Genomic DNA, 23,088 nt, shown 5'->3' with positions numbered 1-23,088 from the left:
CTTCCGCTTGCGCAGCACTTCGGCCGGGCCTATGTGTCGCAACGCTCTAACGGGGTGCCGGACGCGATTTTCGCGGACCGGCTGAGAGGCAAGACTGCCAACCCGCTGAACCTGATCCGGTTTGTACCGGCGGAGGGATTAGACGTTTCGGACAGCCCGACGCCTCAATTCCTTTCAACGCGAACGAAGGAGGCGCCGATGCGCAGTTTTTTCCACTCTCTTGTCTCAATTGTCCTGCTTGCGGCATCCGCGGTCGCCCTGCCGGGGCAGGCATCGGCACAGGATAGACTGACGGTCTATACCTATGAAAGCTTCACCGCCGATTGGGGTCCGGGACCGGCGGTGAAGAAGGCCTTCGAGGTCGAATGCAGCTGCGTCGTCGAATTCGTCTCGGTCGCCGACGGCGTGGCGCTGCTCAACCGTGTGAAGCTGGAAGGCGCCGCGACCAAGGCCGATATCGTACTTGGCCTCGATACCAACTTAACCGCCGACGCCAAGGCAACCGGCCTGTTTTCGCCGCACGGCGCCGTCTCGGGCGTCAATGTACCGGGCGGCTGGAGCGACGATATTTTCGTGCCGTTCGACTATGGCTATTTCGCCGTCGTCTACGACACCGAAAAACTGAAGAGCCCGCCGAAGAGCCTCAGGGAATTGGTCGAGGGCGATGCCGGAGAGAAGATCGTCATCCAGGATCCGCGCACCTCGACGCCGGGCCTTGGCCTGCTGCTGTGGGTCAAGTCGGTCTATGGCGACAAGGCGCCGGAAGCCTGGGCCAAACTCAAGGCGAAGGTGCTGACGGTAACGCCGGGCTGGAGCGAGGCCTACGGCCTGTTCACCAAGGGCGAGGCGCCGATGGTGCTGTCCTACACGACCTCGCCGGCCTACCACATGGTCGCCGAAAACACCGAGCGCTACCAGGCGGCGTCCTTCGAGGAGGGCGAATATCTGCAGATCGAGGTTGCGGGGATCACCACCAAGGGCGCGAAGAACCCGCTGGCGGAAAAGTTCATTGCCTTCATGACCGGACCGAAATTCCAGGATGTCATTCCCGAAACCAACTGGATGTTCCCGGCCGGCAAAACCGACAAGCCGCTCAACCCGGCGTTCGACAAGCTGGTCAAGCCGACCAAGACCTTGCTGTTCAGCCCGGAAGACGTCGCGGCCAACCGCAAGGCCTGGGTCGATGAGTGGCTTGCGGCGATGAGCAGGTAGGGCTCAAGCCTCGTCGGATGTTTGCGCCAAGCCACCCCCCTCCGGCCTGCCGGCCATCTCCCCCTCAAGGGCACGGCTATCGCAGATGGAACGCCGAGGCTTTCGCTCTACGACGTACCCCCACCCCTAACCCCTCCCCACAAGGGGGAGGGAGACTTCCGTTGGCACTGACCTCGGCAAATTGTCTGCCTTTCGGCGCCAAAAGGGGAAGTAAGGGCATGCGGCAGCGTTCCCTCCCCCTTGTGGGGAGGGTTAGGGTGGGGGTCCAACTTCGTAAGAATCCAAATGCGATAGCCCTGCCCTCAAGGGGGAGATCGGCAGCTTTGTCGCCTCTCCTCGTCCTGCCACTTGTGAGATTGGCGAAGGCGGCTGAGTGCGCAATCTCCCCCCTTGAGGGGGAGATGGCCGGCAGGCCAGAGAGGGGTGGGCTCGGCCTTTGCCAGGTATTTCCTTCGATCTACGCCTGTCGTAGTGTCGGGTAGCGCGACATGCCTACGCGTCATCCGGCCGATCCCCGCGTCACTGCCGGCATCGTCGCGCTCGCCGCCATCGCGCTGCTGATCGGCGGTGCATTCGCCGGGCTCGTCGTCGAAGCCACACGCGACCTGTCCGGCGCCGCCTCCGCTTTCGATTCCTATCTCTTGCGCGTCGTCCGTTTCACGCTCTGGCAGGGTCTGCTGTCGACCCTGCTCTCCGTTGCACCGGCGCTGTTCGTCGCGCGCGCCCTGTCGCGGCATCCGCGTTTTTTCGGGCGAGGCTTCATCCTCCAGCTTTTCGCCGTGCCACTGGCGCTGCCGGCCATTGTTGCCGCACTCGGTGTCTTGGCGCTCTATGGCCGCGCCGGCTATTTTGCCGGCACGCTGGGCGCGCTAGGCGGCCAGAGCTGGCCCGGCATCTATGGCCTGTCGGGCATACTCGTTGCGCATGTCTTCTTCAACCTGCCGCTGGCGACGCGGCTGTTCCTGGAGGCGTTGCAGACCGTGCCGGCTAACCAATGGCGGCTGGCGAGCCAGCTTGGCATGGGTGCTGCGCCGGCCTTCCGGCTGATCGAATGGCCGCCGCTGCGTGCGGCCTTGCCGGGCGTTGCCGGGCTCGTTTTCATGCTGTGCATCACCTCCTTCACCATCGTGCTTACGCTCGGCGGCGGGCCGCGCGCGACGACGCTCGAGGTTGCCATCTACCAGGCGCTGCGTTTCGACTTCGACCCGGCGCGGGCTGTGACGCTGACCCTGCTGCAGATTGCCCTGACCTTCGTCGTCGTGCTGGCACTGACGCGGCTTGGCGCCAATATGACCGGCGACGCCAATCTGCCGGTGGCGCCGCGCCGGTATTTTTCAGCCGGTGCGGCCGAGACCGTGCTGAACGCGCTGGCGATCGGGCTCGCACTGCTGTTTGTCGCCGGGCCGATGGCGGCCACGCTGGCAGCCGGGCTTGGCGCCGATCTCGGCCGCCTGGCCGGCGAGAGCGCGGTGCGGCAAGCGACGGCGACCAGTGCCGTGCTCTCCCTCCTGTCGGCGCTGCTCTCTGTGGCGTTGTCGCTGTCGCTGGTGATGGCGCGCCGGGCGCTGGCGCTCACCCGGCGGAGCGGCAGGAGGACGCTGCTCGAACACCTGGCCGACACCGGTGCGGGGTTCGTCCTGGTGGTGCCGCCCATCGTCATCGGTGCCGGCTGGTTCTTGCTCCTGCGCACCGTCGGCGATGTCTTTGCGATCGCCCCTGTCATCGTCGTTGCGGTCAATGCGGTGATGGCGATGCCGTTCGCCATCCGCGCCATCCGCCCTGCCTATGACGCGGCGAGCGAACGCCACGAACGGCTCTGCGCACAGCTTGGCATCTCGGGCTGGAACCGGTTGCGGCTGGTCGATTGGCCGTCGCTGCGGCGGCCGCTCGCCACCGGCTTCGCGTTCGCCATGGCGCTGTCGCTCGGCGATCTCGGCGTCATTGCGCTGTTCGGCAGCGATTCCGTGCAGACCTTGCCCTATCTGTTGCTGGCGCGCATGGGCAGTTACCGCACCGAGGATGCCGCCGGCCTGGCGCTGCTGCTCGGCCTTGTCTGCCTGGCGCTGGTGTTGGCCGCGGACTGGCTGGGAAGGAGGGAGAAATCATGATGCCGATAAGCCCGGAACGGTCCATTTCGGTGGAAAAAGGCGCGGCCGTGCGGCTCGATAATGTCTCGTTCAGCTATGGTGAAACGCCGCTTATATTCGATGTCGATTTCCCGGTGTCGGAAATCACCGCCATCATGGGGCCGAGCGGTTCGGGAAAGTCGACGCTGCTCAATCTGGTGGCCGGTTTCGAGACGCCGCGGTCGGGCCGCGTGCTGATCGGCGGCGCCGACGTCAGCACTGCGCCGCCATCAGCGCGGCCGGTATCGATGGTGTTCCAGGAAAACAACCTGTTTGCCCATCTGTCGGTCGAGCAGAATGTCGGGCTCGGCCGCTCGCCTTCGCTCAGGCTGAGCGAGGCTGACCGCGCCGCAATCGCCGCAGCGCTGAGGCGCGTCGGTCTTGCCGGCAAGGAAAGCCGGCTGCCGCGCGAACTCTCCGGCGGCGAGCGGCAGCGCGTCGCGCTCGCCCGGGTCCTGGTGCGCGACCGGCCGGTGCTGTTGCTCGACGAGCCGTTCGCTTCGCTCGGACCGGCACTGCGCGATGACATGCTCGATCTGGTAGCCGACGTTCATTCGGAGCAGCGCATGACGGTACTATTCGTCACGCACCAGCCGGACGATGCGCGCCGTATCGGCCAAAACATGGTTTTCCTGGATGGTGGCACGGTTGCCGCGACCGGCACCGCCGCCGATTTTTTCGTCGGGGCTGGACCGGAGGCATTCCGACGCTATATCGGCTCGGGTCCGTTTGCGGCTGGATCACGAGATGTTGCCCGGAAGCGGACATAATTTATGGTCAAACCGGCGGAAGGCGAAGCGGCGCTTGCTTGCCATGGTCGAGGTAGTGTGGCTAGGTCCGCCAGGAGCTGGTCCGGCCTAGAGCGTGATTTGCCGTTGCTGTCTCGTATCCGTCGGACGCACGAAGGACGCCATAGCACTTGACTTTGCGCGTGATGCTTTTCGGAAATCGCGCCCGATTTTCGCGGTCACGTGCCAGGACTTGAAAGGAAGCCGATCTGCCGACCGGCATCGACAATCGGAGGGTGAAACCGCTGGCGCGCTTTCTGGCGCTGGCCGGTCTTGCCGTGGCGCTGGCAAGCTGCCAGATGTTCACGCCTCCCGACGTGCAGGAATCGGGCTTCCAGCCCTCCGACAAGCCGATCACGGTCGACAATGTCGCCGCCAACAGCAAGCTCGCCCAACTGGCGAAGGCGCAGCACCCGCGCATCCTCGCCACCTATGGCGGCGAGTATTCCGACCCCAAGCTCGAGCGCATGGTGGCCAAGGTCGTCGGCAGACTGACCGTGGTGTCGGCCAACCCAACCCAGACCTACCGCATCACCATCCTCAACTCGCCCAACGTCAATGCCTTCGCGCTGCCGGGCGGCTATCTCTACATCACCCGCGGCCTGCTTGCGTTGGCCAACGATTCCGCCGAGCTTGCCGCCGTCATCGCGCATGAGATGGGCCACGTTACCGCCAACCACGGCCTGCAGCGCCAGCAGCTGGAAGCCGAAGAGGGGTTGGCGACCAAGGTCGTTTCGGACGTGCTCGGCGACAACCCGACGGCCAAGGCGGCGCTGATCCGCGGCAAGCTGAGGCTGGCCCAGTTCTCGCGCAATCAGGAGCTGGAGGCGGACGCCATCGGCATCAAGTCGATCGGCGAAGCCGGTTTCGATCCCTACGCCGCCGGCCGCTTCCTGCAGTCGATGTCGGCCTATACCGATTTCCGCTCGATCAGCGGCGCCACCGACGCCAGCCTCGACTTCCTGGCGACGCACCCCAACACGCCGCAGCGAATCGATCTCGCGCAGCGCCACGCCCGCCAGTTCGGCGCGCCCGGTGTCGGGTCGCGCGACCGCGATTCATTTCTTGCCGGCGTAGACGGGCTGCTTTACGGCGACACGCCGGAGGAAGGCTACGTGCGCGGCGAAACCTTCCTGCACCCTGGCCTCGGCGTGTCGTTCTCGGTGCCCAACGGTTTCGTCATCGACAATTCGGCGGCGGCGGTGACGGCGACCGGCCCGGGCGACATGGCGATCCGCTTCGACGGCGTTTCGATCGACAAGAACCGCTCGCTGACCGACTACATCCGCAGCGGTTGGGTTGCCGGCCTCGACGACAGCAGCGTGCGCCAGGAGACGATCAACGGCAACGAAGCGGCAACCGCGCATGCCGGCGCCGATGGCTGGCAATTCGACATTGCGGTGATCCGCGCCGGCGGCCAGGTCTACCGCTTGCTGACTGCTGCACCGTCGGCCAGCACCTCGCTGAGCACGGTGGCGCGCTCGGTCAGCGGCTCGTTCCGCATCCTGAGTGCTGCCGAGAAGGCGGCGTTGAAGCCGCTGCGTATCCGCATCGTCACGGTGCAGCCCGGCCAGACAATGGGCTCCCTGGCCGCGCAGATGGTCGGCGTCGACCGCAAGCTGGATTTGTTCAGGGTGCTCAACGCGCTGTCGCCGGGTGCCGCGGTTTCGGCCGGCGACAAGGTCAAGATCGTCACCGACAAATAGCAGGCGACGCGATTCAGGCTGCGAGAAATTCCGGATTCTGCTTTACCAGCGCCGCCTTGAGCTTTTCCATGGCGCGCGCCTCGATCTGCCGGACACGTTCCTTGGAGATGCCGAGCGTCTCGCCGAGCGCTTCGAGCGTCGCGCCCTCGTCGCTCAGCCGGCGTTCCTCGATAATCCTGAGCTCGCGCGCATTGAGAGCGCCGAGTGCCGTCTTCAGCCACACCGAGCGGCGTTCGACGTCGATCGTATCGCCGACGACCTCATCGGGCAGCGGGTCATCCGAAACCAGGAACTCCATCCGCTCGGTTGCGCCCGCATCGTCGGCTAGCGGTGTGTTGAGCGAGCTGTCCGGCGCCGAAAGGCGGGAATCCATCATCGCCACATCGGCCTCCGATACCCCGAGAGCCGCCGACACTTCGCGGTAGAGCGTGGCATTCGACGTCTGCTCGGCGCCGTTTGCCAGGCGGGCGCGCAGACGCCGCAGGTTGAAGAACAGCGCCTTTTGCGCCGAGCTGGTGCCGCCGCGCACGATCGACCAGTTGCGCAGGATATAGTCCTGCATCGAGGCGCGAATCCACCAAGTCGCGTAGGTCGAGAACCGCACCTCGCGCTCGGGCTCGAAACGGGCCGCGGCCTCCAGCAGCCCGACATGGCCTTCCTGGATCAGGTCGCCCAGCGGAAGGCCGTAGTGGCGAAACCGCGACGCCATGGAAATGACCAGCCGCATATGCGCGACGGTGATGCGGTGCAGCGCGTGCTGGTCATTGTTTTCCTTCCAGCGCAGCGCCAGGAGATGCTCTTCGTCACGTTCCAGATAAGGGGCTTTCATCGCCGCGCGAACCATGGTCCGTCCTGCACTGTCTTCCATCATGCCGCGCTCCTGCTCCAGGCGTTGCGGTGCGATCGAATCGTGAGTTGGCGCCGATGGTTGAAATGGCGGCGCCGCGCCCTACAACAGCGAAGAACGTGCCATGCGGGGGAATGTTCCCCCGGACTGTCATGTCGATTGCGCTGTTCCAGGCGATTCGCCGCCGGCCTTGACTCAGCCGGATGGCGCCGGGAGATGCTGGTTGAGAATTGGATTTCAAGGGCGGGAGATTTTTGAAATTCAGTTTCTTATTCTGGCATCGCGCATCTGTCATTTTCCGGCACTCGCAATGACGCCGGATACGGCCAAGGACGGATCACAGAAAAATGAAATGGCTCAAATCGCTCATCATCGCCGGAACGCTGCAGGTTCTGGCCATCGCCGCCGGTCACGCCGGCGCCAATCTCGACCAGATCAAGCAGTCCGGCGTCTTCAAGGTCGGCACAGAAGGAACCTATGCGCCCTTCACCTATCATGATGCTTCCGGCGCGCTGGTCGGCTTCGACGTCGAGATCGCGCGGGCCATCGCCGAGCGCCTCGGCGTCAAAGCCCAGTTCCTCGAAGGCAAATGGGACGGGCTGATCGCCGGTCTCGATGCCAACCGCTACGATGCCGTCATCAACGAGGTCGGCATCACCGAGGCGCGCAAGGCCAAATATGACTTTTCGGATCCCTACATCGCCTCCAAGGCGGTGCTGATCGTGCGCGGCGACAACACCGATATCAAGAGCTTCGCCGATCTCAAGGGCAAGAAGGCGGCGCAATCGCTGACTTCGAACTTCGGCAAGCTGGCTGAAACCAACGGCGCCGAACTCGTCGGCACCGACGGCTTCGACCAGTCGATCCAGTTGCTTCTTACGGGCCGCGCCGACGCCACCATCAACGACAGCCTGTCCTTCCTCGACTTCAAGAAGCACAAGCCCGACGCCAATGTGAAGATTGCCGCCCAGGAAGAAAACGCCGACTATTCCGGCGTCATCGTGCGCAAGGGCGATCCGGAACTGGTGGCCGCCATCAATAAGGCGCTGGCCGACATCAAGGCCGACGGCACCTACAAGAAAATCGCCGACACCTATTTCGGCCAGGACGTTTCGAAGTAAAACGGCTTTCTCGTGTGGGCCGAACGCCGGCCCGCGTCGTTCATATCGCGGCGAGCTGTCTTTTGACGGCCCGCCGCTTTCGCGTGATATGAGCGACGGCAATCTGGCAAGGAGGAGCCTTCGTGCCGCACTGGCTGCAATTGATGCTGGAATCCCTGCCTACGCTGCTATGGGCTGCACTGATCTTCACCGTGCCGCTGACGCTGCTGTCGTTTGCATTCGGTCTTGTCCTAGGCTTGGTTGTGGCGCTTGTCCGGCTGTTCGGTCCCAAACCGCTGGTCGCCGTGGTCCGCTTCTACGTCTGGATATTCCGCGGCACGCCGCTTCTCGTGCAACTGTTCCTTATCTTCTACGGCCTGCCATCGGTCGGCATCCTGCTCGACGCCTTTCCGGCAGCACTGATCGGCTTCACCTTGAACATCGGTGCTTATTCGTCGGAAATCATCCGCGCCGTCATCGGTTCGGTGCCGAAGGGTCAGTGGGAAGCGGCCTATTCGATCGGCATGACCTGGGCCCAGGCAATGCGGCGCACCATTCTTCCACAGGCGGGGCGCGTCGCCGTGCCGCCGCTGTCCAACACCTTCATCTCGCTGGTCAAGGACACTTCGCTCGCCGCCGCCATCACCGTGCCGGAGATGTTCCAGGCAGCGCAGCGCATCGTCGCCACCACCTATGAGCCGCTGATCCTCTATGTCGAGGCAGCGGCCCTCTATCTGATCATGAGCTCCGTGCTGTCGGCCTTGCAGGCGCGGCTGGAAACGCGGCTCAACCGTTATGGCGGCTTCCTGGAGGCGCGCGCATGATCGGCCTCACCAACATCGAAAAGCGTTTCGGCGACAATTTGGTGCTGAAGGGCGTCACCGTCACGATCGAGGAAGGCAGCGTTACGGCGCTTGTCGGGCCGTCGGGCGGAGGGAAGAGCACGCTTTTGCGCTGCATCAACCTGCTCGAGCTGCCGACTTCAGGCACGGTACGGATCGGCGACGATGCACTCGAATTCCATCCCGGCGGCAGGGTCTCGACCAGGGATATCCAGCGGCTGCGGCTGCAGACCGGCATGGTGTTCCAGAATTTCCAGCTGTTTCCGCATCGTACTGCGATCGAGAACATCATGGAGGGGCTGGTGACGGTGCTGAAATGGCCCAAGGAGAGGGCGCGCGAACGGGCGCTGGCCCTGCTCGAAAAAGTCGGCATGGCGCACAAGGCCGATGCCTGGCCGGCGACCCTGTCGGGCGGCCAGCAGCAGCGCGTGGCGATTGCCCGGGCGCTGGCGCCTTCGCCGAAGGTCCTGCTCTGCGATGAGCCGACCTCGGCACTCGATCCGGAACTGGCGCAGGAGGTGGTTGACGTGCTCGGCAAGCTCGCCAGCGAGGGCACGACCATGGTGATGGCGACGCATGACCTGCGGCTCGCCTCCAAGATCGCGCGGGAAGTGGTGTTCCTCGATGCCGGCAACATCGTCGAACAAGGCCCGGCCGCGGTGCTGTTCAGCAACCCGGAACGCCAGCGGACCAAGCGGTTCATCGCCACGCTGAAGCACGAGGCGGAAAGGGAGGGCGGCGAAGGTTAGATATGCGCGTCGCCGGTCAGCTAAGACAAAAAACCCGGCGCGAGGCCGGGTTTTCCATGTTTCCTGGGCGAAAAGGCTCAGGCAGCTTCTTCCTGCTCGGCTTCCTCGTTGTCGGCCTTGGCGCCGCGCTTCGGGCCCTTGTTGAGGTTCACCTCGATGAGGCGGACCGCTTCGGTCTCCGACATGCGGTTGACGGCCGCGATCTCGCGGGCCATGCGGTCGAGGGCCGCCTCGTAGAGCTGGCGCTCGGAATAGGACTGCTCCGGCTGGTTATCGGCGCGGTAAAGGTCGCGCACCACTTCCGAGATCGAGATCAGATCGCCGGAGTTGATCTTGGCATCATATTCCTGGGCACGGCGTGACCACATGGTGCGCTTGACGCGGGCGCGGCCCTGCACGACCTTCAGCGCGCGCTCGACATAATCCTCTTCCGACAGCTTGCGCATGCCGATCGAGGTCGCCTTGGCGACCGGCACCTTGAGGCGCATCTTGTCCTTCTGGAAGTCGATGACGAACAGCTCCAGCTTGTGGCCCGCGACTTCCTGCTCGTCGATCGAGACGATCTGGCCGACACCATGCGCCGGATAAACGATGTACTCGCCGGTCTTGAAACCGTGGCGCGCTGCGGTGGACTTCTTCTGCGGGGTGATCGTTGCCATTACGCCCTGAACTCCTTGTTGTGGTACCGGCATCGTGCCGGCCCGAACTCGTGCGACCGGGGTGACCGGTCCTCAGCCACACAACGATGAACTCACCGGAAAGGCCAGGACCGGCAAATCGCAACATTGCGACCGCCTGCCCCAGATCGCTCTGGTCCGGATTGAGAAATTCACCTTTCAGTGATTTGGGGCGTTTGCGCCATAAATCGACGTTGTGTCACCGGCATGTTTGGTTGATATAACACAAAAAGTCGGAAGAATCAAGGTTTTGCTGCACGCGCGAAGGCCACGCGCCGTCGCCGCCTGTCAAGGCGGTTAATGTATCACGGCTGTTACGCGGCGTCAGGCCGCCGCAGCCGGCAGGCTCGTCAGTCGCCTTCGCCGGGCTCGGGGGAGAAATATTTCTCGAACTTGCCAGTTTCGCCATCGAAATTCTTAGCGTCGGCCGGCGGCTCCTTCTTGGCGGTGATGTTGGGCCATTTGTCGGCATATTCGGTGTTGATCTGCAGCCATTTGTCGAGGCCCGACTCGGTGTCGGGCTTGATCGCGTCGGCCGGGCATTCCGGTTCGCAGACACCGCAATCGATGCACTCGTCCGGGTGGATGACGAGCATGTTCTCACCTTCGTAGAAGCAGTCGACCGGACAGACCTCGATGCAGTCCATGTATTTGCATTTTATGCAATTGTCGGTCACGACGTAGGTCATTGGTCGGCTCCGGGACGTCCCATTTTGTTGGGCTTTTTTGGTGAGGTAACGCCTTTGTCCGCCGGTGGCAAGGGCGGCCCCTGCCAGCGGTGCCGCGGTTTCCGGAATGGAATTCCGGAAGGCCGGCAAAGCGGGCGTTCGACCTTGCTCAATCGTCGCCGAGCAGGTGGTCGGTCTGGCGGCGTTCCTTCTTCGTCGGGCGACCGCTGCCGGCCTCGCGCAACGGCGGCACCGCATCCGGAAGCGCCTCGCCCTTGGGCGCGGGGGGCGGCGACATGTCCTCGTAGAGCAGGCGGGCCTCTTCGGCCGGGCCACGCCGTACGCCGGTGCCAAGGACTTTCCAGACGAAGATCCGCCGCTCCAGCGTGATGGTCAAAACGTCGCCCGGCCGGACCGTATCGGAGGCCTGCGCTGCTTTGTCGCGATTGATGCGGACGCGTCCGGCGACGACCAGCTTGGCTGCCAGCGTGCGCGATTTTACCGCGCGCGAGAAGAACAGCCACTTGTCGATGCGCTGGCGGGCATCAGTGACCATTGGACGAGCAGCTTACTTCTTCAGCTGGTCGCGCAACGCGGCGAGCTTGGCGAAGGGCGAGTCCGGATCGAAGCGGACCGGGCGTTCCTCACGCGGCTTTGGCTGGAACGCCGGCTTTGCGCCTTGGGCGCCGCCTTTGCCGTCCTGCCGGCCAGCCTTCCAGTCGGGCCGGTTTTCGCGCCGGTCCGGGCGTTCACCTTGCGGCTTGCCGGCGCGCTGATCTGCCGCGTCGCCTTGCGGCCTGGGCTTGAACTTGCTGCGATCGAAGCGTGGCTTGCCGGCGCCGTCGCGCTGGTCGTGGCGCCCCTGACGGGCGGGCCGGTCGCCCGGCGTCGCTTGCCCGCCGGCATCTGTCGGCGCATCGCTGCGGCTGTCCGGCGCAGCTTGACCACTGCGCGCGCGATTGTCCCGATGATTGTCCCGGGGGCGGTTGTCATGCTGGCGATGACGCGGGCGCTGGTCGAAACGACCCTGCCGCCACAACAGGATGGGTTTTGGCTCCTCGGCTTCTGGAGCAGCTTCGCCGGCGATGGCTCCTGCCGTCGCTGCAGGTTCGGCCGGCGATGCTTCCGTAGTGTCGGAAACCGGCGGCTCTGCCGGTGCCGCAGCCTCAGTTTCCGCCCCAAGTTCCGCCCTTGGCTCGGCCGCTGGTTCCGCAGGCGCTTCAGCAGTCGCCTCCGCGGCGGGCCGGGTCTCTTGCGTGACTTCTGCCGCAGCTTCAGGGGCTGGAGCTTCCGCGACAGGCTCTGCCGTCGCTTCGGTCACAGCTTCGGCCGCCGCCTCCGCAACAGGAGCCGCATCCGACACAGGTTCCGAAGCCTCCGCCGGCGGCTCTGCCGCGGCAGATGCTTCCGCCATCCTCGCCTGCTCGACGCGCGCAGTCTCTTCCGCCGCCTGCTTTGCAGCGGCAGCTTCACGCGCGGCATTGTCCTGTGCTTCGATCCGCGCCTTGACCTCGGCCGCCGGTTTGGCATCGGCGCGATAGCCGAGTCCCTTCAGGATTTCTTCCATGTCGTCGGCGGTGGCGCCGAGAATCGACATCATCGGCGGCGTCACCATGAAGGACTGGCCGTCATAGGCGCCGTCGGGGCGAGGGCCGAGGCCCGGCTTCCAGTTGGTCGCCGGCCGGATCAGGTCGGCCAGCCGTTCGAGAATATCGACGCGTACAGCACGCCGGCCAAGATTGCGGTAGCCGGCAAGCTTGTAGAAGGTCTTGTCGAAGGTCGGATCGATGACCACCGAGGTGCGGCCGGAGGCCAGTGCGTGAACGACATCGCCGAAGCCGGGCTTGTCCTTGCCGTCGTTTCTCAGCGCCCACAGCAGCGTTATCAGCCCGGCCGGCGCCGGTTTGATCAGCGCCGGCACGAAGACATGGTAGGCGCCGAAGCGCACTCCGAGACGGCGAAGCGCCGCGCGGCCTTCCTGGTCGAGCGACTTCATCTCGTCGGCGATGTCGCGACGGTTGATGAGGCCGAAATGCTCGACAAGCTGGAAAGCGATGCCGCGGCCGATGCCGGTGATCTGCTCGGCATTCTTGAGATCGACCAGCGGCTTCAGCAGGGATTCGATCTGGAAGTTGACGAAGCGCTCGGCGCGCGCCGCAACCTTGTCGCGGGCCGGGCCGGTGAGTTGCTCGTCGGCCAGCAGAACCAGACGCGGCTTCAAAGCGTCTTCGCCGGCGACCAGCGTGCCGATCGGCGCGCCGATCCAGCGCAGCGTGCCATCCGAACCCAGCGCGATGTCGCCATTGGCCGAGGCGCCGAAGCGCTCGGCCCGCGCCTCGAACTCGGCGGCAAGCGCCTTCTGCGCCGCCGCCCGCACCGCTTTGGCGTCTTCGCCGCCGGCGCTCTGGTCGGCGGTGAAGCGGAAACCTTGCAACTCGCCGACGTGATGGCCTTCGACGAGGACGGTTCCGGTTGGGCTGATTTCGGCTTCAGGCATCGTGTTTTCTCTAAGGCGCCGCATGAGGACGGAAGTCCTGCGGTCTACAAAACGTTTCGTCAACCGCTCATGCAGCGCATCCGACAATCTGTCTTCGATTTCGCGCGTCTTTTCCTGCCAGTGTGCCCGATCGGCCAGCCAGCCGGGCCGGTTGGAAACGAAGGTCCATGTGCGGATCTGGGCAATCCTGTGCGACAGCGTGTCGATGTCGCCTTCGGTTGTGTCGGCACGGCGCACCTGCTCGGCCATGTAGTTCTCGTCGACATGGCCATGCCTGGCAAGGTCCATGTAAATGGAGGCAATCAAGTCGGCGTGCTGGGCCGGCGCGATCTTCCTGTAGTCGGGCAGCGCGCAGGCTTCCCACAGCAGCGCCACGCGCTTGGCATCGGTGGTGAGTGCCCGGACGTCCTCGTCGCGCGACAGATGCTCGAGCGCCTGCGCGTCCACGGCCGGCAGCGCGCGCGTCAGGCCTTCGACCGGAGCGTTGGTCTCAATCGAGCGCTTCAGCGCATCAAGGTTGGCGAAATCGAAATGCGCGGTGCGCCACTGCAGTACTTTCACCGGGTCGAAATCATGCGCCTCGATTTTGTTGACCAGTTCATCATCCAGCGGATCGACCTGGCCGGTGACGCCGAAGGTGCCGTCGCGCAGATGCCGGCCGGCGCGGCCGGCAATCTGGCCGAGCTCGGCCGCCGTCAGGTTGCGGTACTGGTAGCCGTCGAATTTGCGGTTCTGGGCGAAGGCGACGTGGTCGAGGTCGAGGTTGAGGCCCATGCCGATGGCGTCGGTGGCGACGAGGTAGTCGACGTCGCCCGACTGGAACAGCGCCACCTGGGCGTTGCGGGTGCGCGGGCTGAGTGCGCCGAGCACGACGGCGGCACCGCCCTGCTGGCGGCGGATCAGCTCGGCGATGGCATAGACCTCGTCGGCCGAGAAGGCGACGATCGCCGTGCGCCGCGGCAGGCGGGTCAGCTTCTTCGAACCGACATAGGCAAGATGCGAGAGGCGTGGTCGCGTCACCACCGACACGCCCCGCAGCAGGCGCTGCAGAATGCCGTGCATGGTGGCCGCGCCCAGCAGCAGAGTCTCCTGGCGGCCGCGCAGATGCAGGATGCGATCGGTGAAGATGTGGCCGCGTTCGAGATCGCCGGCGAGCTGGACCTCGTCGATGGCAACGAAGGCGGCGTCGGTCTCGCGCGGCATCGCTTCCACGGTGCAGACCGAGTATTTCGCGCCCGCCGGCTGGATCTTTTCCTCGCCGGTGATGAGCGCCACCTTATGGGCGCCGACCTTCTCGCAGACGCGCGTATAGACCTCGCGGGCAAGCAGCCTGAGCGGCAGGCCGATGACGCCGCTTTCATGCGCCACCATGCGTTCGATGGCGAGGTGGGTCTTGCCGGTGTTGGTCGGGCCGAGCACGGCCGTCACGTCTCGACCCGACAGGATCAGCGGTTCAGTGTGTTTCGGATGGATGTTCATCGGCCTGGAAATAAGGCTCTCTGCCTCGCATTGTCGGGAGCGCGCCCATATTGGCCGCGTATGACAGGCGACACATAGGGATTTCGGGCGCGAAGCGAAAGCGGAATATGCCGAGGGCAGGCCGATAGGTTGGTTCGAAGCCAGAAAATCTGTTCCCGATTAACAGTTGGAACGAGTCTGGAACGAATCAGCGACGAATCACTGACTCGCGCTGATTCAGGGTTTGTTCACGGCTACATCTGGGTTTTCTGTCGGCGTACCTCACCACATGCTGAATCACGGAAACTGGCCCGATTTATGCAGGCGGCATCCAAGCGAGCACTGCGGTTAACCTTTGCCGGCGAATGGTCGTGGCCGGCCAATCTGCTTCGCACAACGTTATGAAATTATTGATCTTTCCTAACGCGCTTTAATCATTTCGAGGGTGTTTTCAGCTCTCGCCGTTAACGTTCCGCTCAAAGCCGGAACGAATCGGCGACGAATCAGAGATAGCCGAAGTTTCTTGGTTTGTTCACCGCAACATGTTGTGTTGTGGACAGCTTTTCCACCGAGAATCCACAGGCTGCCGGGCGGCTTTTGCACAAGCTGCGAGTTTGCCGTTAACCTTTGCGTGCCGGATTGGGGCAGCGTGCTGCATCGAGATCTTGCAACGGGAAGACCGCTATAGAAACGGGCCGTTTTGCAGGCCCGTTCGTCCAAGCGCGGATCTGTCTCAACGTAAAGACAAACGATCAGGCGACGTACTGGCCGCCATTGGCTGATATGGTCGAGCCGGTGATGAAACCGGCATCGTCGGAAGCGAGGAAGACGACGCAGCGCGCGATCTCCTCCGGCTCGCCGAGACGACCGACCGGGATGTGCGGGATGACGCGCTCGTTGAGGACCTTCTCGTCCATTGCCTTGACCATCTCGGTGGCGATGTAGCCGGGGCAAATGACGTTGACGGTGATGCCGGCGCGCGCGCCTTCCTGGGCCAGTGCCTTGGTGAAGCCGATATCGCCGGCCTTCGAGGCCGAATAATTGACCTGGCCGACCTGGCCTTTCTGGCCGTTGATCGAGGAGATGGTGATGATGCGACCGAACTTGCGGTCGCGCATGCCGCCCCACAATGGATGCGTCATGTTGAAGACGCCGGAAAGGTTGGTGTCGAGGACCTCTTTCCATTGCTCGCGGGTCATCTTGTGGAACATCGCGTCGCGAGTGATGCCGGCATTGTTGACCAGCACCGAGACGGGACCGAGATCGGCTTCGATCTGTTTGATGCCGGCGGCGCAGGCCTCGTAGTCGGCGACCGACCATTTATAGACCGGGATGCCGGTCGCGGCCTTGAACTTTGCCGCCGCTTCTTCATTGCCGGCGTAGTTTGCGGCGACCGAATAGCCGGCGCTTTTCAAGGCGACCGATATCGCCGCGCCGATGCCGCGCGACCCGCCTGTGACGATTGCAACCTTTGTCATATGTCCTCCCGGGAAATGCAGATGACTGAGCGTTGAAGCGGTGGGGTTTGCCCCCTATTCCCTACTCGCTTTGCGCCAGCATCCTATTCGTATCGCTTATCTCATCACAATGCTTCCACGCACATGGCAACACCCATGCCGCCGCCGATGCACAGCGTGGCAAGGCCTTTCTTGGCACTTCTGCGGCGCATCTCGTAGACCAGCGTGTTGAAGATGCGGGCGCCCGAGGCGCCGACCGGATGGCCGATGGCGATGGCGCCGCCATTGACGTTGACGATGGCCGGATCCCAGCCCATGTCCTTGTTGACGGCGCAGGCCTGCGCGGCAAAGGCCTCGTTGGCTTCGACCAGATCGAGGTCGCCAACCGACCAGCCGGCCTTGGCCAGCGCCTTGCGCGAGGAGGGGATCGGTCCCGTCCCCATGATCTGCGGGTCGACACCGGCGGTCGCCCAGGAAACGATACGCACCAGCGGTGTGATGCCGCGCCTTGCGGCTTCCGCTTCGGTCATCAGCACCACGGCGGCGGCGCCGTCGTTGATGCCGGAAGCATTGGCAGCCGTCACCGTGCCTTCCTTGTCGAAGGCGGGCTTGAGCTTGGTCATGGCATCGATTGTCGCGCCGTGGCGGATGTATTCATCCTGGTCGACTACGGTGTCGCCCTTCCTGCCCTTGACTGTAAAGGCAACGATCTCGTCCTTGAATTTCCCGGCTTTCTGCGCGGCCTCGGCCTTGTTCTGGGAAGCCAGTGCGAACTGGTCCTGGTCGTCGCGGGTGATCTGAAACTGGCGGGCGACGTTCTCAGCGGTGTTGCCCATATGATAGCCGTAGAAGGCATCGGTCAGGCCGTCCTTGATCATGGTGTCGATCAGCTTGAAGTCGCCCATCTTGACGCCACCGCGCAGATGTTGCGCATGCGGAGCCATCGACATCGATTCCTGGCCGCCGGCAACGATGATTTTTGCATCGCCCTGGGCGATCTGCTGCATGCCGAGCGCGATAGCGCGCAAGCCCGAGCCGCAGAGCTGGTTCAGGCCCCAGGAGGTCGCCTCCTGCGGTACGCCGGCAGCCATTGCCGCCTGCCGCGCCGGGTTCTGCCCTTGAGCCGCGGTCAGAATCTGGCCGAGAATGACCTCGTCCACCTCCTTGCCGTCGACGCCGGCACGGACCAGCGCTTCCCTGACGGCGACGGCACCCAATTCATGGGCTGGGGTGTTGGCGAAGGCGCCGTTGAAGGAGCCGACGGGCGTGCGCGCTGCACTGGCGACAACGATGGCGTTGGAAGCGGACATGTTCTTCTCCAGGCTTTCGGGGAATGATTTCGGGTGCCGTCGGGGACTTTTCTTGCCCTTTCCACAACCCGAGTCAAACCCGAAATGGGCATGGCGTCCCACTCCCGCAAGTATGCCGCCCGTCGCTGCAACGGCGGCCCGTCCGTGCTGCGCAGCATAAAATGTTCCCGCACTGCACAAACTGCTTGGATTCATGACGCTTTTGCGCATATCCTTTAAAAAGGCGCAATCGTTACCGGCGGCTTACTTAAGCTGCCCGGTGTCCGGGGAGGATGCAGATGGCCGCAAAAGACGAACCTATTGTTATCAAGAAATATGCCAATCGCCGTCTCTACAATACGGGCACCAGCACCTATGTGACGCTCGAGGATCTCGCTGAAATGGTCAAAAGAGGCGAGGACTTTACTGTCCAGGACGCCAAGACCGGTGACGACATCACGCATCCGGTACTGACCCAGATCATCTTCGAGCTGGAGAACAAGGACGGGCAGAACATGCTGCCGATCCCGTTCCTGCGTCAGCTCATCGCCTATTACGGCGACCAGATGCAGATGATCGTGCCGAGCTTTCTCGAACAGTCGATGCTGGCCTTCTCGAAGGAGCAGGAGCGCTTTCGCGAGCAGATGAAAGATGCGCTCGGCAAGTCGCCGATGGACATGATGAAGATCGCTACGCCGATCAAGGTGCTGGAGGAGCAGACGCGGCGCAACATGGAAATGTTCCAGAACGCCATGCGGCTGTTCACGCCGTTCCCGCCCGCGGGCTCGGCGCCGGCAGCAGCGCCGGCCGAACCGGCCAGGAAGGAAACGCCGGAAAAACCCGACGACCTTCAGGAGCTGAAGGAGCAGATCGCCGCGATGCAGCGCAAGCTCGACACGATGTCCTGACTGCCGGCTGGCGAAGTGCAGCGTCGGACCTTCCTTCAGGTGCTGCTGAGACTTCGCAAGCAGCGCGGCTAGACTAGAGCTGCTCCGGCAGCGGTCCCTGGTAGCGGGCGCGTGGCCGGATCAGGCCGTTGCTCGTCACCTGCTCCACGGCATGCGCGGCCCAGCCGACGCTGCGGCCGAGCGCGAACAGGCGGAACGGCGTATCGGACGGCAAACGGAGACCGCGCGTCAGCGCGGCCAAAGCGAAATCGACGTTCGGGCGCATGCCCGTTGCCGCAAAGGCCGCATCGCAAAGCCGTAACAGCCCATCATCGACATCTATCGCGGCCAGCAACGGTTCCGCACGCGGATCGCCGTCGGGATAAAGCGGATGGCCAAATCCGGGCAGCGGCCTGTCGTGACCGAGCCAGCGTCCGACAGCCGCGTCCGGCCCCAATCTCTGCGCATCTTCCGCCAGCATCATGACCGCCTCCGCGGCGCCGCCATGACGCGGCCCGGAGAGCGTGGCGAGGCCGGCAAGCAGGCAGGCCGAAACAGGTGCGCCGGTGGACGCGGCGACCCGTGCGGCGAAGGTCGATGCGTTCAATTCGTGATCGGCCAACAGTACCAGTGAGCGGCGGATCAAGTCTGCGCCGGCCGCATCGAGCGACCATCCCCGCGCCAGCCTTTCGTGCACGGCACCAGTTCCGGGAATCGCGCCGAGCGCCTGGGCCAAAGCGGCGATGGCGCCGGCCGCATCGTGGTTGAGCGAAGCCGATCTTCGGCCGAGCGAAGGCCGGCCGTTGGCCGCCAACGCGGCCAATTCCGCGAAGGCAGCCGGCCGGCCAGTTGCGCCGTTGCCATGGCGGCTCGCCGAGACGAACGACACCGGTGCGTCAGATGCCCAAAGCAGGTTTGCCGTCTGCTCCAGCGTGGCAGCCTCGCAGAGAGCAACCGCATCCTGGCCGCGATAGACAAGGCGGCCATGCAAAACGGTCGAGATCGTGGTGGCGATCGCCGGCTCACCCCAGGCAATTGCACTTTCGGCGATTGCCTGCGGATTTCGGCCACGAGCCCGGCGACTCGCCAGCGCCGCGATGTCGTCGGCGCGATACTGGCTGCGGCGTGGATCCGCCCGGTCCGGCCGCACGCCGATGCGCCCGCGGCTGACATAGGCATAGAGGGTCTGGGCTCGCACCTTGAGACGCTTCAGGGCTTCGTCCCGCGTCAGCCACTCCGTCATGTCAGCCTTGTCATGTTGATTCCATTGATCAAGATTGATGGTCCAGTCACCAACCCTTATCTACCACCCGGAAAGGGTCAAGGAGAAAACCGATGGCGAATGGGCTCGATGATGTTGTGGCGGCGGAAACGGTGCTCTCCGATGTCGACGGTCTTGGTGGCCGCCTGACCATCCGGGGCCATTCGTTGCCCGAACTGGCAGGTCGCTGGAAATACGCCGAGGTGGTTCATCTGCTGTTCGACGGCTTTTTCGACGATCTTCCCGACGGCAGGGAGCTGGCGAACGCGATCGGTCGGGCGCGCAGCGAAGTGTTCGAGCAGATCAAACCCTTGCTGCCGTTTCTCACATCCGTCGATATCTACAGCGCGATGCGCGCCGGTATTGCCCTGCTGCCGGATGGTGACAAATTGTCGGACGCGCTGCGGCTGGTTGCGGCACCTGCCGTGCTGACGCCGGCCTTGCTGCGCTTGCAGCGCGGCGAACGCCCGATTGCGCCCGATAGCAAGGCCGATCATGCCGCCGACATGCTGCGGATGCTGACCGGCATTGCGGCCTCGCCTAAATTGGCGAAGGCGCTCGATGCCTATTTCGTGACGGTTTGCGACCATGGCCTCAACGCATCGACCTTCGCCGCGCGCGTGGTCTCTTCAACGCAGGCCGGGCTTACTTCGGCGGTGCTGGCCGGGCTCGGAGCGCTCAAGGGGCCGCTGCATGGCGGCGCGCCAGGTCCGGTGATCGAGATGCTGGATGCGATCGAGGCGCATGGCGACGCCGCCGGCTGGCTGCGTAGCCAGATCGCGCGTGGCCGCCGCATCATGGGCTTCGGGCATCGCATCTATCGCGTGCGCGATCCGCGTGCCGACGTGCTGAAAGCGGTGGTGCGCCAGCTCGGCGCCAGGGGCGAAAGCGGCCACCGGCTGGCCTTTGCCGAAAGCGTGGAGCAGGCGGCGCTCGAAGTGCTCCGCATCGCCAAGCCGTCGCGCTCGCTCCAGACCAATGTCGAGTTCTTCACAGCGCTCCTGCTGGAAGCGGCGGGCTTTCCGAAAGAGGCGTTCACCAACGTCTTTGCTGCCGGGCGCGTCGCCGGCTGGATTGCCCATGCGCGCGAGCAGCAGACGAGCGGACGGCTGATCCGGCCGCAGTCGCGCTATATCGGGCCGGTGCCGGACCTCGTCGCCTGAGGATTTTTCCCTCGCATACTTGCGAAAACCGGTCGCAACAGCCGGTGCCGAACACCTCTCTCGTCGGGACGAGAGAGGTCTACATGACAAAAATTTCATGTCATTGCTCCACACATCCGCTGTTCTTGGGTGACAGAGAGCCTATATGTTGCAGTGCAGCATGGTTCACGGGAGCCCGCCTCGAAAGGAATAAAGCCGCCTTGACCGCCAGAAAAACCGCCATCGTCACCGGTTCCACCTCGGGCATCGGCCTGGCCATTGCCCACGCGCTCGCGGCCGAAGGCTGCAACGTCGTCGTCAATTCCTTTTCCGACACCGCCGACGATCACGCCATCGCCGACGCGATCGCGAAGCACCACGTGGTGAAGACCGTCTACGTCAAGGCCGACATGTCGAAGCCGGCCGAGTGCCGGGCTTTGGTGGCGAAGGCAGCCGAGGCATTCGGCTCGGTCGACATCCTGGTCAACAACGCCGGCATCCAGCATGTCGCGCCGGTCGAAAGCTTCCCGATCGAGAAATGGGATGCGATCATCGCCATCAACCTGTCATCGGCCTTCCACACCATCGCAGCCGCCATCCCGTTGATGAAACAGGCCGGTGGCGGCCGGATCGTCAACGTCGCCTCGGCCCACGGCCTTGTCGCTTCGCCGTTCAAGTCGGCCTATGTCTCGGCCAAGCATGGCATTATGGGCTTGACCAAGACTGTCGCCCTGGAGCTGGCGCGCGACAAGATCACCTGTAATGCCATTTGTCCGGGCTATGTGCTGACGCCGCTGGTCGAGGCGCAGATCCCCGACCAGATGAAGGCCAACAAGATGGACCGCGAGACGGTGGTCCGTGAGGTCATGCTCGACAGGCAGCCTACCAAGGAGTTCGTCACCGTCGAGCAGGTTGCGGCGGCCGCGGTGTTCCTATGCTCGGATGCGGCGGCGCAGATCAACGGCACGCACATCTCTGTCGACGGCGGCTGGACCGCTTAGTGAGGCTTCCAGCGGTCAAGGGCCACGCCATGCCGAAAAACGGCAAGGCGGAAGAGCCAAAGAAGATCAATGTCGCGCTGCAAGGCGGCGGCTCGCACGGGGCGTTTTCCTGGGGCGTGCTCGATCGGCTGCTCGAGGACGGGCGCCTCGACATAACGGCGGTTTCGGGCACCAGCGCCGGCGCCATGAATGCCGTGGCGCTGGCCGACGGCTTTGTCCGCGGCGGTGTCGAGGGCGCGCGGCGGAAGCTCGACGATTTCTGGCGTGCGGTGGCGGCAAAGGGCCGCTTCAGCCCGGTACAGCGCATGCCCTGGGACGTCGCCTGGGGCAATTGGTCGATCGAGAACACGCCCGGCTATTTCCTGTTCGATACGATGTCTCGGGTATTTTCGCCCTATGTCGCCAATCCGCTCGCCATCAATCCGCTGCGCGACGTGGTCGAACGTGAGATCGATTTCGACAATGTGCGCGCCTGCAAGTCGATGGAACTGTTCATTTCCGCTACCAATGTCGAGACCGGCCAGTTGCGGGTCTTCTCGGACGGCGAGATCGACCTCGACACAGTGATGGCGTCGGCCTGCTTGCCGCAATTGTTCCGTGCCGTCGAGATCAAGGGCGTGCCCTATTGGGATGGCGGTTATGGCGGCAACCCGGCACTGTTCCCGTTCTTCAAGACGGCGGCCACCGAGGACGTGCTTTTGGTGCAGATCAATCCGGTGGTCCGCGAGGGAACGCCGAAGAGCGCCAATGAGATCCAGAACCGCATCGACGAGATCACCTTCAACGCCGGGCTGTTGCGCGAATTCCGCTCGATCGCCTTCGTCAAGGAACTGATCGCCGCCGGCCGATTGCCGCACGGCGAATATCGCGACATCCGCATGCACCGCATCGATGCCGACGAAGCGTTCAAGGATCTGTCGGCATCGTCCAAGGTCAATGCCGAATGGGCGTTCCTTGCCTATCTGCGCGACCTCGGCCGCACCGCAGCCAGTGATTGGCTGGAAGAAAATTATGACGCCGTCGGCAAGCGGCCGACGATCGATCTGTCCGGCGAACTCGACGACGGCTTGAAGCCTTTGCGCGGGCCGGCGCCGGGTCGGCGGGTCAAGGAGTTTCTTGCGGCGCGCAAGCAGCCCTAGGCCGCCCGCCGTCCGGCCTAGCTGCTTCGCAAAGCAGATGGCATTCGCAATCTGTCCAATCATCCTGACACTTGCTGCCATGCCGCTGTTTTGGCAATCAACAGCCGATGCTGCGGCCGCATCTTTGCGGACAAAGCAACAATCCATCAACTTTTCTGACTATATTGCGATGCAACTTTGAGGTAGAAGCGCGCTTCGCCGATCACGGCAATTTGAATACGGCCTCGCGCGCACCCATATCG

20 protein-coding genes and 1 riboswitch are annotated in these 23,088 nt (G+C 63.9%); of the genes, 12 read left to right on the top strand and 8 right to left on the bottom strand.

Going from position 1 to position 23,088, the window contains the following annotated elements; genetic code table 11:
• The first annotated feature begins 40 nt into the window (after positions 1-40).
• A riboswitch (TPP riboswitch) is annotated at positions 41-155 on the top strand.
• A 43-nt stretch (positions 156-198) separates the two neighbouring features.
• From thiB to NKI72_RS04870, 4 genes are all read left to right on the top strand, one after another.
• Complete coding sequence (gene thiB / locus NKI72_RS04885; RefSeq protein WP_352817678.1) at positions 199-1,212, top strand: thiamine ABC transporter substrate binding subunit; 1,014 nt, start codon at positions 199-201, stop codon at positions 1,210-1,212.
• A gap of 488 nt (positions 1,213-1,700) precedes the next feature.
• On the top strand, positions 1,701-3,320 hold the full coding sequence (thiP, locus tag NKI72_RS04880) for a thiamine/thiamine pyrophosphate ABC transporter permease (RefSeq protein ID WP_352831348.1): 1,620 nt from the start codon (positions 1,701-1,703) through the stop codon (positions 3,318-3,320).
• Positions 3,317-4,108 (top strand): thiamine ABC transporter ATP-binding protein, encoded by a 792-nt coding sequence (gene thiQ / locus NKI72_RS04875; protein WP_352831350.1) that lies wholly within the window; start codon positions 3,317-3,319, stop codon positions 4,106-4,108. Before thiP ends, thiQ begins: the two co-directional genes overlap by 4 nt.
• Before the next feature lie 254 nt (positions 4,109-4,362).
• Positions 4,363-5,832 carry a M48 family metalloprotease gene (locus tag NKI72_RS04870; protein WP_352831352.1) on the top strand — a complete coding sequence of 490 codons (1,470 nt, stop codon included), beginning with the start codon at positions 4,363-4,365 and terminating at the stop codon, positions 5,830-5,832.
• A 13-nt stretch (positions 5,833-5,845) separates the two neighbouring features.
• Here the strand turns inward: NKI72_RS04870 and NKI72_RS04865 are convergent, their stop codons facing one another.
• Positions 5,846-6,703 (bottom strand): RNA polymerase factor sigma-32, encoded by an 858-nt coding sequence (locus NKI72_RS04865; RefSeq protein WP_254816490.1) that lies wholly within the window; start codon positions 6,701-6,703, stop codon positions 5,846-5,848.
• 323 nt (positions 6,704-7,026) lie between these two features.
• On the opposite strand from NKI72_RS04865, the gene NKI72_RS04860 reads away from it, so the two are divergent.
• From NKI72_RS04860 to NKI72_RS04850, 3 genes are all read left to right on the top strand, one after another.
• Positions 7,027-7,800, top strand: a complete 774-nt coding sequence (locus tag NKI72_RS04860; protein WP_352454874.1) for an amino acid ABC transporter substrate-binding protein — start codon at positions 7,027-7,029, stop codon at positions 7,798-7,800.
• 122 nt (positions 7,801-7,922) lie between these two features.
• Complete coding sequence (locus NKI72_RS04855; protein ID WP_352471183.1) at positions 7,923-8,603, top strand: ABC transporter permease subunit; 681 nt, start codon at positions 7,923-7,925, stop codon at positions 8,601-8,603.
• A complete protein-coding gene (locus NKI72_RS04850; RefSeq protein ID WP_352452513.1) occupies positions 8,600-9,370 on the top strand; it encodes an amino acid ABC transporter ATP-binding protein in 771 nt (256 codons plus the stop codon). Before NKI72_RS04855 ends, NKI72_RS04850 begins: the two co-directional genes overlap by 4 nt.
• A gap of 77 nt (positions 9,371-9,447) precedes the next feature.
• Here the strand turns inward: NKI72_RS04850 and NKI72_RS04845 are convergent, their stop codons facing one another.
• From NKI72_RS04845 to NKI72_RS04820, 6 genes are all read right to left on the bottom strand, one after another.
• Positions 9,448-10,029: a CarD family transcriptional regulator gene (locus NKI72_RS04845; protein ID WP_006327799.1), complete on the bottom strand. Its 582-nt coding sequence runs from the start codon at positions 10,027-10,029 to the stop codon at positions 9,448-9,450.
• A gap of 368 nt (positions 10,030-10,397) precedes the next feature.
• Entirely contained in the window at positions 10,398-10,736 is a 339-nt protein-coding gene (fdxA, locus tag NKI72_RS04840; RefSeq protein WP_352452512.1) for a ferredoxin FdxA, read from the bottom strand.
• Between the two features lie 148 nt (positions 10,737-10,884).
• The gene (locus tag NKI72_RS04835) at positions 10,885-11,271 is read right to left on the bottom strand and encodes an RNA-binding S4 domain-containing protein (RefSeq protein WP_023680553.1); all 387 of its coding nucleotides are present in this window, start codon (positions 11,269-11,271) and stop codon (positions 10,885-10,887) included.
• Between the two features lie 12 nt (positions 11,272-11,283).
• Positions 11,284-14,691, bottom strand: coding sequence for a helicase-related protein (locus NKI72_RS04830; RefSeq protein WP_352849961.1), 3,408 nt, complete (start codon positions 14,689-14,691; stop codon positions 11,284-11,286).
• 731 nt (positions 14,692-15,422) lie between these two features.
• Positions 15,423-16,148 carry an acetoacetyl-CoA reductase gene (gene phbB / locus NKI72_RS04825; protein ID WP_352767641.1) on the bottom strand — a complete coding sequence of 242 codons (726 nt, stop codon included), beginning with the start codon at positions 16,146-16,148 and terminating at the stop codon, positions 15,423-15,425.
• A gap of 104 nt (positions 16,149-16,252) precedes the next feature.
• Entirely contained in the window at positions 16,253-17,437 is a 1,185-nt protein-coding gene (locus NKI72_RS04820) for an acetyl-CoA C-acetyltransferase (RefSeq protein ID WP_352452508.1), read from the bottom strand.
• 278 nt (positions 17,438-17,715) lie between these two features.
• On the opposite strand from NKI72_RS04820, the gene phaR reads away from it, so the two are divergent.
• Positions 17,716-18,324 (top strand): polyhydroxyalkanoate synthesis repressor PhaR, encoded by a 609-nt coding sequence (gene phaR, locus NKI72_RS04815; protein WP_023678449.1) that lies wholly within the window; start codon positions 17,716-17,718, stop codon positions 18,322-18,324.
• Positions 18,325-18,397: 73 nt separating this feature from the next.
• Here the strand turns inward: phaR and NKI72_RS04810 are convergent, their stop codons facing one another.
• The gene (locus NKI72_RS04810) at positions 18,398-19,546 is read right to left on the bottom strand and encodes a citrate/2-methylcitrate synthase (RefSeq protein WP_352849960.1); all 1,149 of its coding nucleotides are present in this window, start codon (positions 19,544-19,546) and stop codon (positions 18,398-18,400) included.
• 92 nt (positions 19,547-19,638) lie between these two features.
• Between NKI72_RS04810 and NKI72_RS04805 the strand changes: the two genes are divergently transcribed.
• From NKI72_RS04805 to NKI72_RS04790, 4 genes are all read left to right on the top strand, one after another.
• Complete coding sequence (locus NKI72_RS04805) at positions 19,639-20,727, top strand: citrate synthase/methylcitrate synthase (RefSeq protein ID WP_352831357.1); 1,089 nt, start codon at positions 19,639-19,641, stop codon at positions 20,725-20,727.
• 200 nt (positions 20,728-20,927) lie between these two features.
• The gene (locus NKI72_RS04800) at positions 20,928-21,707 is read left to right on the top strand and encodes a 3-hydroxybutyrate dehydrogenase (protein ID WP_352831359.1); all 780 of its coding nucleotides are present in this window, start codon (positions 20,928-20,930) and stop codon (positions 21,705-21,707) included.
• 29 nt (positions 21,708-21,736) lie between these two features.
• Positions 21,737-22,846 (top strand): patatin-like phospholipase family protein, encoded by a 1,110-nt coding sequence (locus tag NKI72_RS04795; protein WP_352817817.1) that lies wholly within the window; start codon positions 21,737-21,739, stop codon positions 22,844-22,846.
• 37 nt (positions 22,847-22,883) lie between these two features.
• Positions 22,884-23,027, top strand: coding sequence for a hypothetical protein (locus NKI72_RS04790; RefSeq protein WP_352452504.1), 144 nt, complete (start codon positions 22,884-22,886; stop codon positions 23,025-23,027).
• Positions 23,028-23,088: the final 61 nt, after the last annotated feature.

It is taken from the genome of Mesorhizobium sp. M0437 (assembly GCF_040321335.1).
Classification (GTDB): Bacteria; Pseudomonadota; Alphaproteobacteria; order Rhizobiales; family Rhizobiaceae; genus Mesorhizobium.
The sequence above is the reverse complement of the archived record's forward strand: the minus strand, read 5'-3'. Positions and strand labels throughout refer to the sequence as shown.

Bases quoted from the DNA above. Each gene is read 5' to 3' on its own strand.
- thiB (WP_352817678.1), top strand. From the start codon at position 199: ATGCGCAGTTTTTTCCACTCTCTTGTCTCAATTGTCCTGCTTGCGGCA.
- NKI72_RS04865 (WP_254816490.1), bottom strand. From the start codon at position 6,703: ATGATGGAAGACAGTGCAGGACGGACCATGGTTCGCGCGGCGATGAAA.
- NKI72_RS04845 (WP_006327799.1), bottom strand. From the start codon at position 10,029: ATGGCAACGATCACCCCGCAGAAGAAGTCCACCGCAGCGCGCCACGGT.
- fdxA (WP_352452512.1), bottom strand. From the start codon at position 10,736: ATGACCTACGTCGTGACCGACAATTGCATAAAATGCAAATACATGGAC.
- NKI72_RS04820 (WP_352452508.1), bottom strand. From the start codon at position 17,437: ATGTCCGCTTCCAACGCCATCGTTGTCGCCAGTGCAGCGCGCACGCCC.
- phbB (WP_352767641.1), bottom strand. From the start codon at position 16,148: ATGACAAAGGTTGCAATCGTCACAGGCGGGTCGCGCGGCATCGGCGCG.
- thiP (WP_352831348.1), top strand. From the start codon at position 1,701: ATGCCTACGCGTCATCCGGCCGATCCCCGCGTCACTGCCGGCATCGTC.
- NKI72_RS04830 (WP_352849961.1), bottom strand. From the start codon at position 14,691: ATGAACATCCATCCGAAACACACTGAACCGCTGATCCTGTCGGGTCGA.
- NKI72_RS04850 (WP_352452513.1), top strand. From the start codon at position 8,600: ATGATCGGCCTCACCAACATCGAAAAGCGTTTCGGCGACAATTTGGTG.
- NKI72_RS04805 (WP_352831357.1), top strand. From the start codon at position 19,639: ATGGCGAATGGGCTCGATGATGTTGTGGCGGCGGAAACGGTGCTCTCC.
- thiQ (WP_352831350.1), top strand. From the start codon at position 3,317: ATGATGCCGATAAGCCCGGAACGGTCCATTTCGGTGGAAAAAGGCGCG.
- NKI72_RS04795 (WP_352817817.1), top strand. From the start codon at position 21,737: ATGCCGAAAAACGGCAAGGCGGAAGAGCCAAAGAAGATCAATGTCGCG.
- NKI72_RS04860 (WP_352454874.1), top strand. From the start codon at position 7,027: ATGAAATGGCTCAAATCGCTCATCATCGCCGGAACGCTGCAGGTTCTG.
- NKI72_RS04835 (WP_023680553.1), bottom strand. From the start codon at position 11,271: ATGGTCACTGATGCCCGCCAGCGCATCGACAAGTGGCTGTTCTTCTCG.
- NKI72_RS04810 (WP_352849960.1), bottom strand. From the start codon at position 19,546: ATGACGGAGTGGCTGACGCGGGACGAAGCCCTGAAGCGTCTCAAGGTG.
- phaR (WP_023678449.1), top strand. From the start codon at position 17,716: ATGGCCGCAAAAGACGAACCTATTGTTATCAAGAAATATGCCAATCGC.
- NKI72_RS04790 (WP_352452504.1), top strand. From the start codon at position 22,884: ATGGCATTCGCAATCTGTCCAATCATCCTGACACTTGCTGCCATGCCG.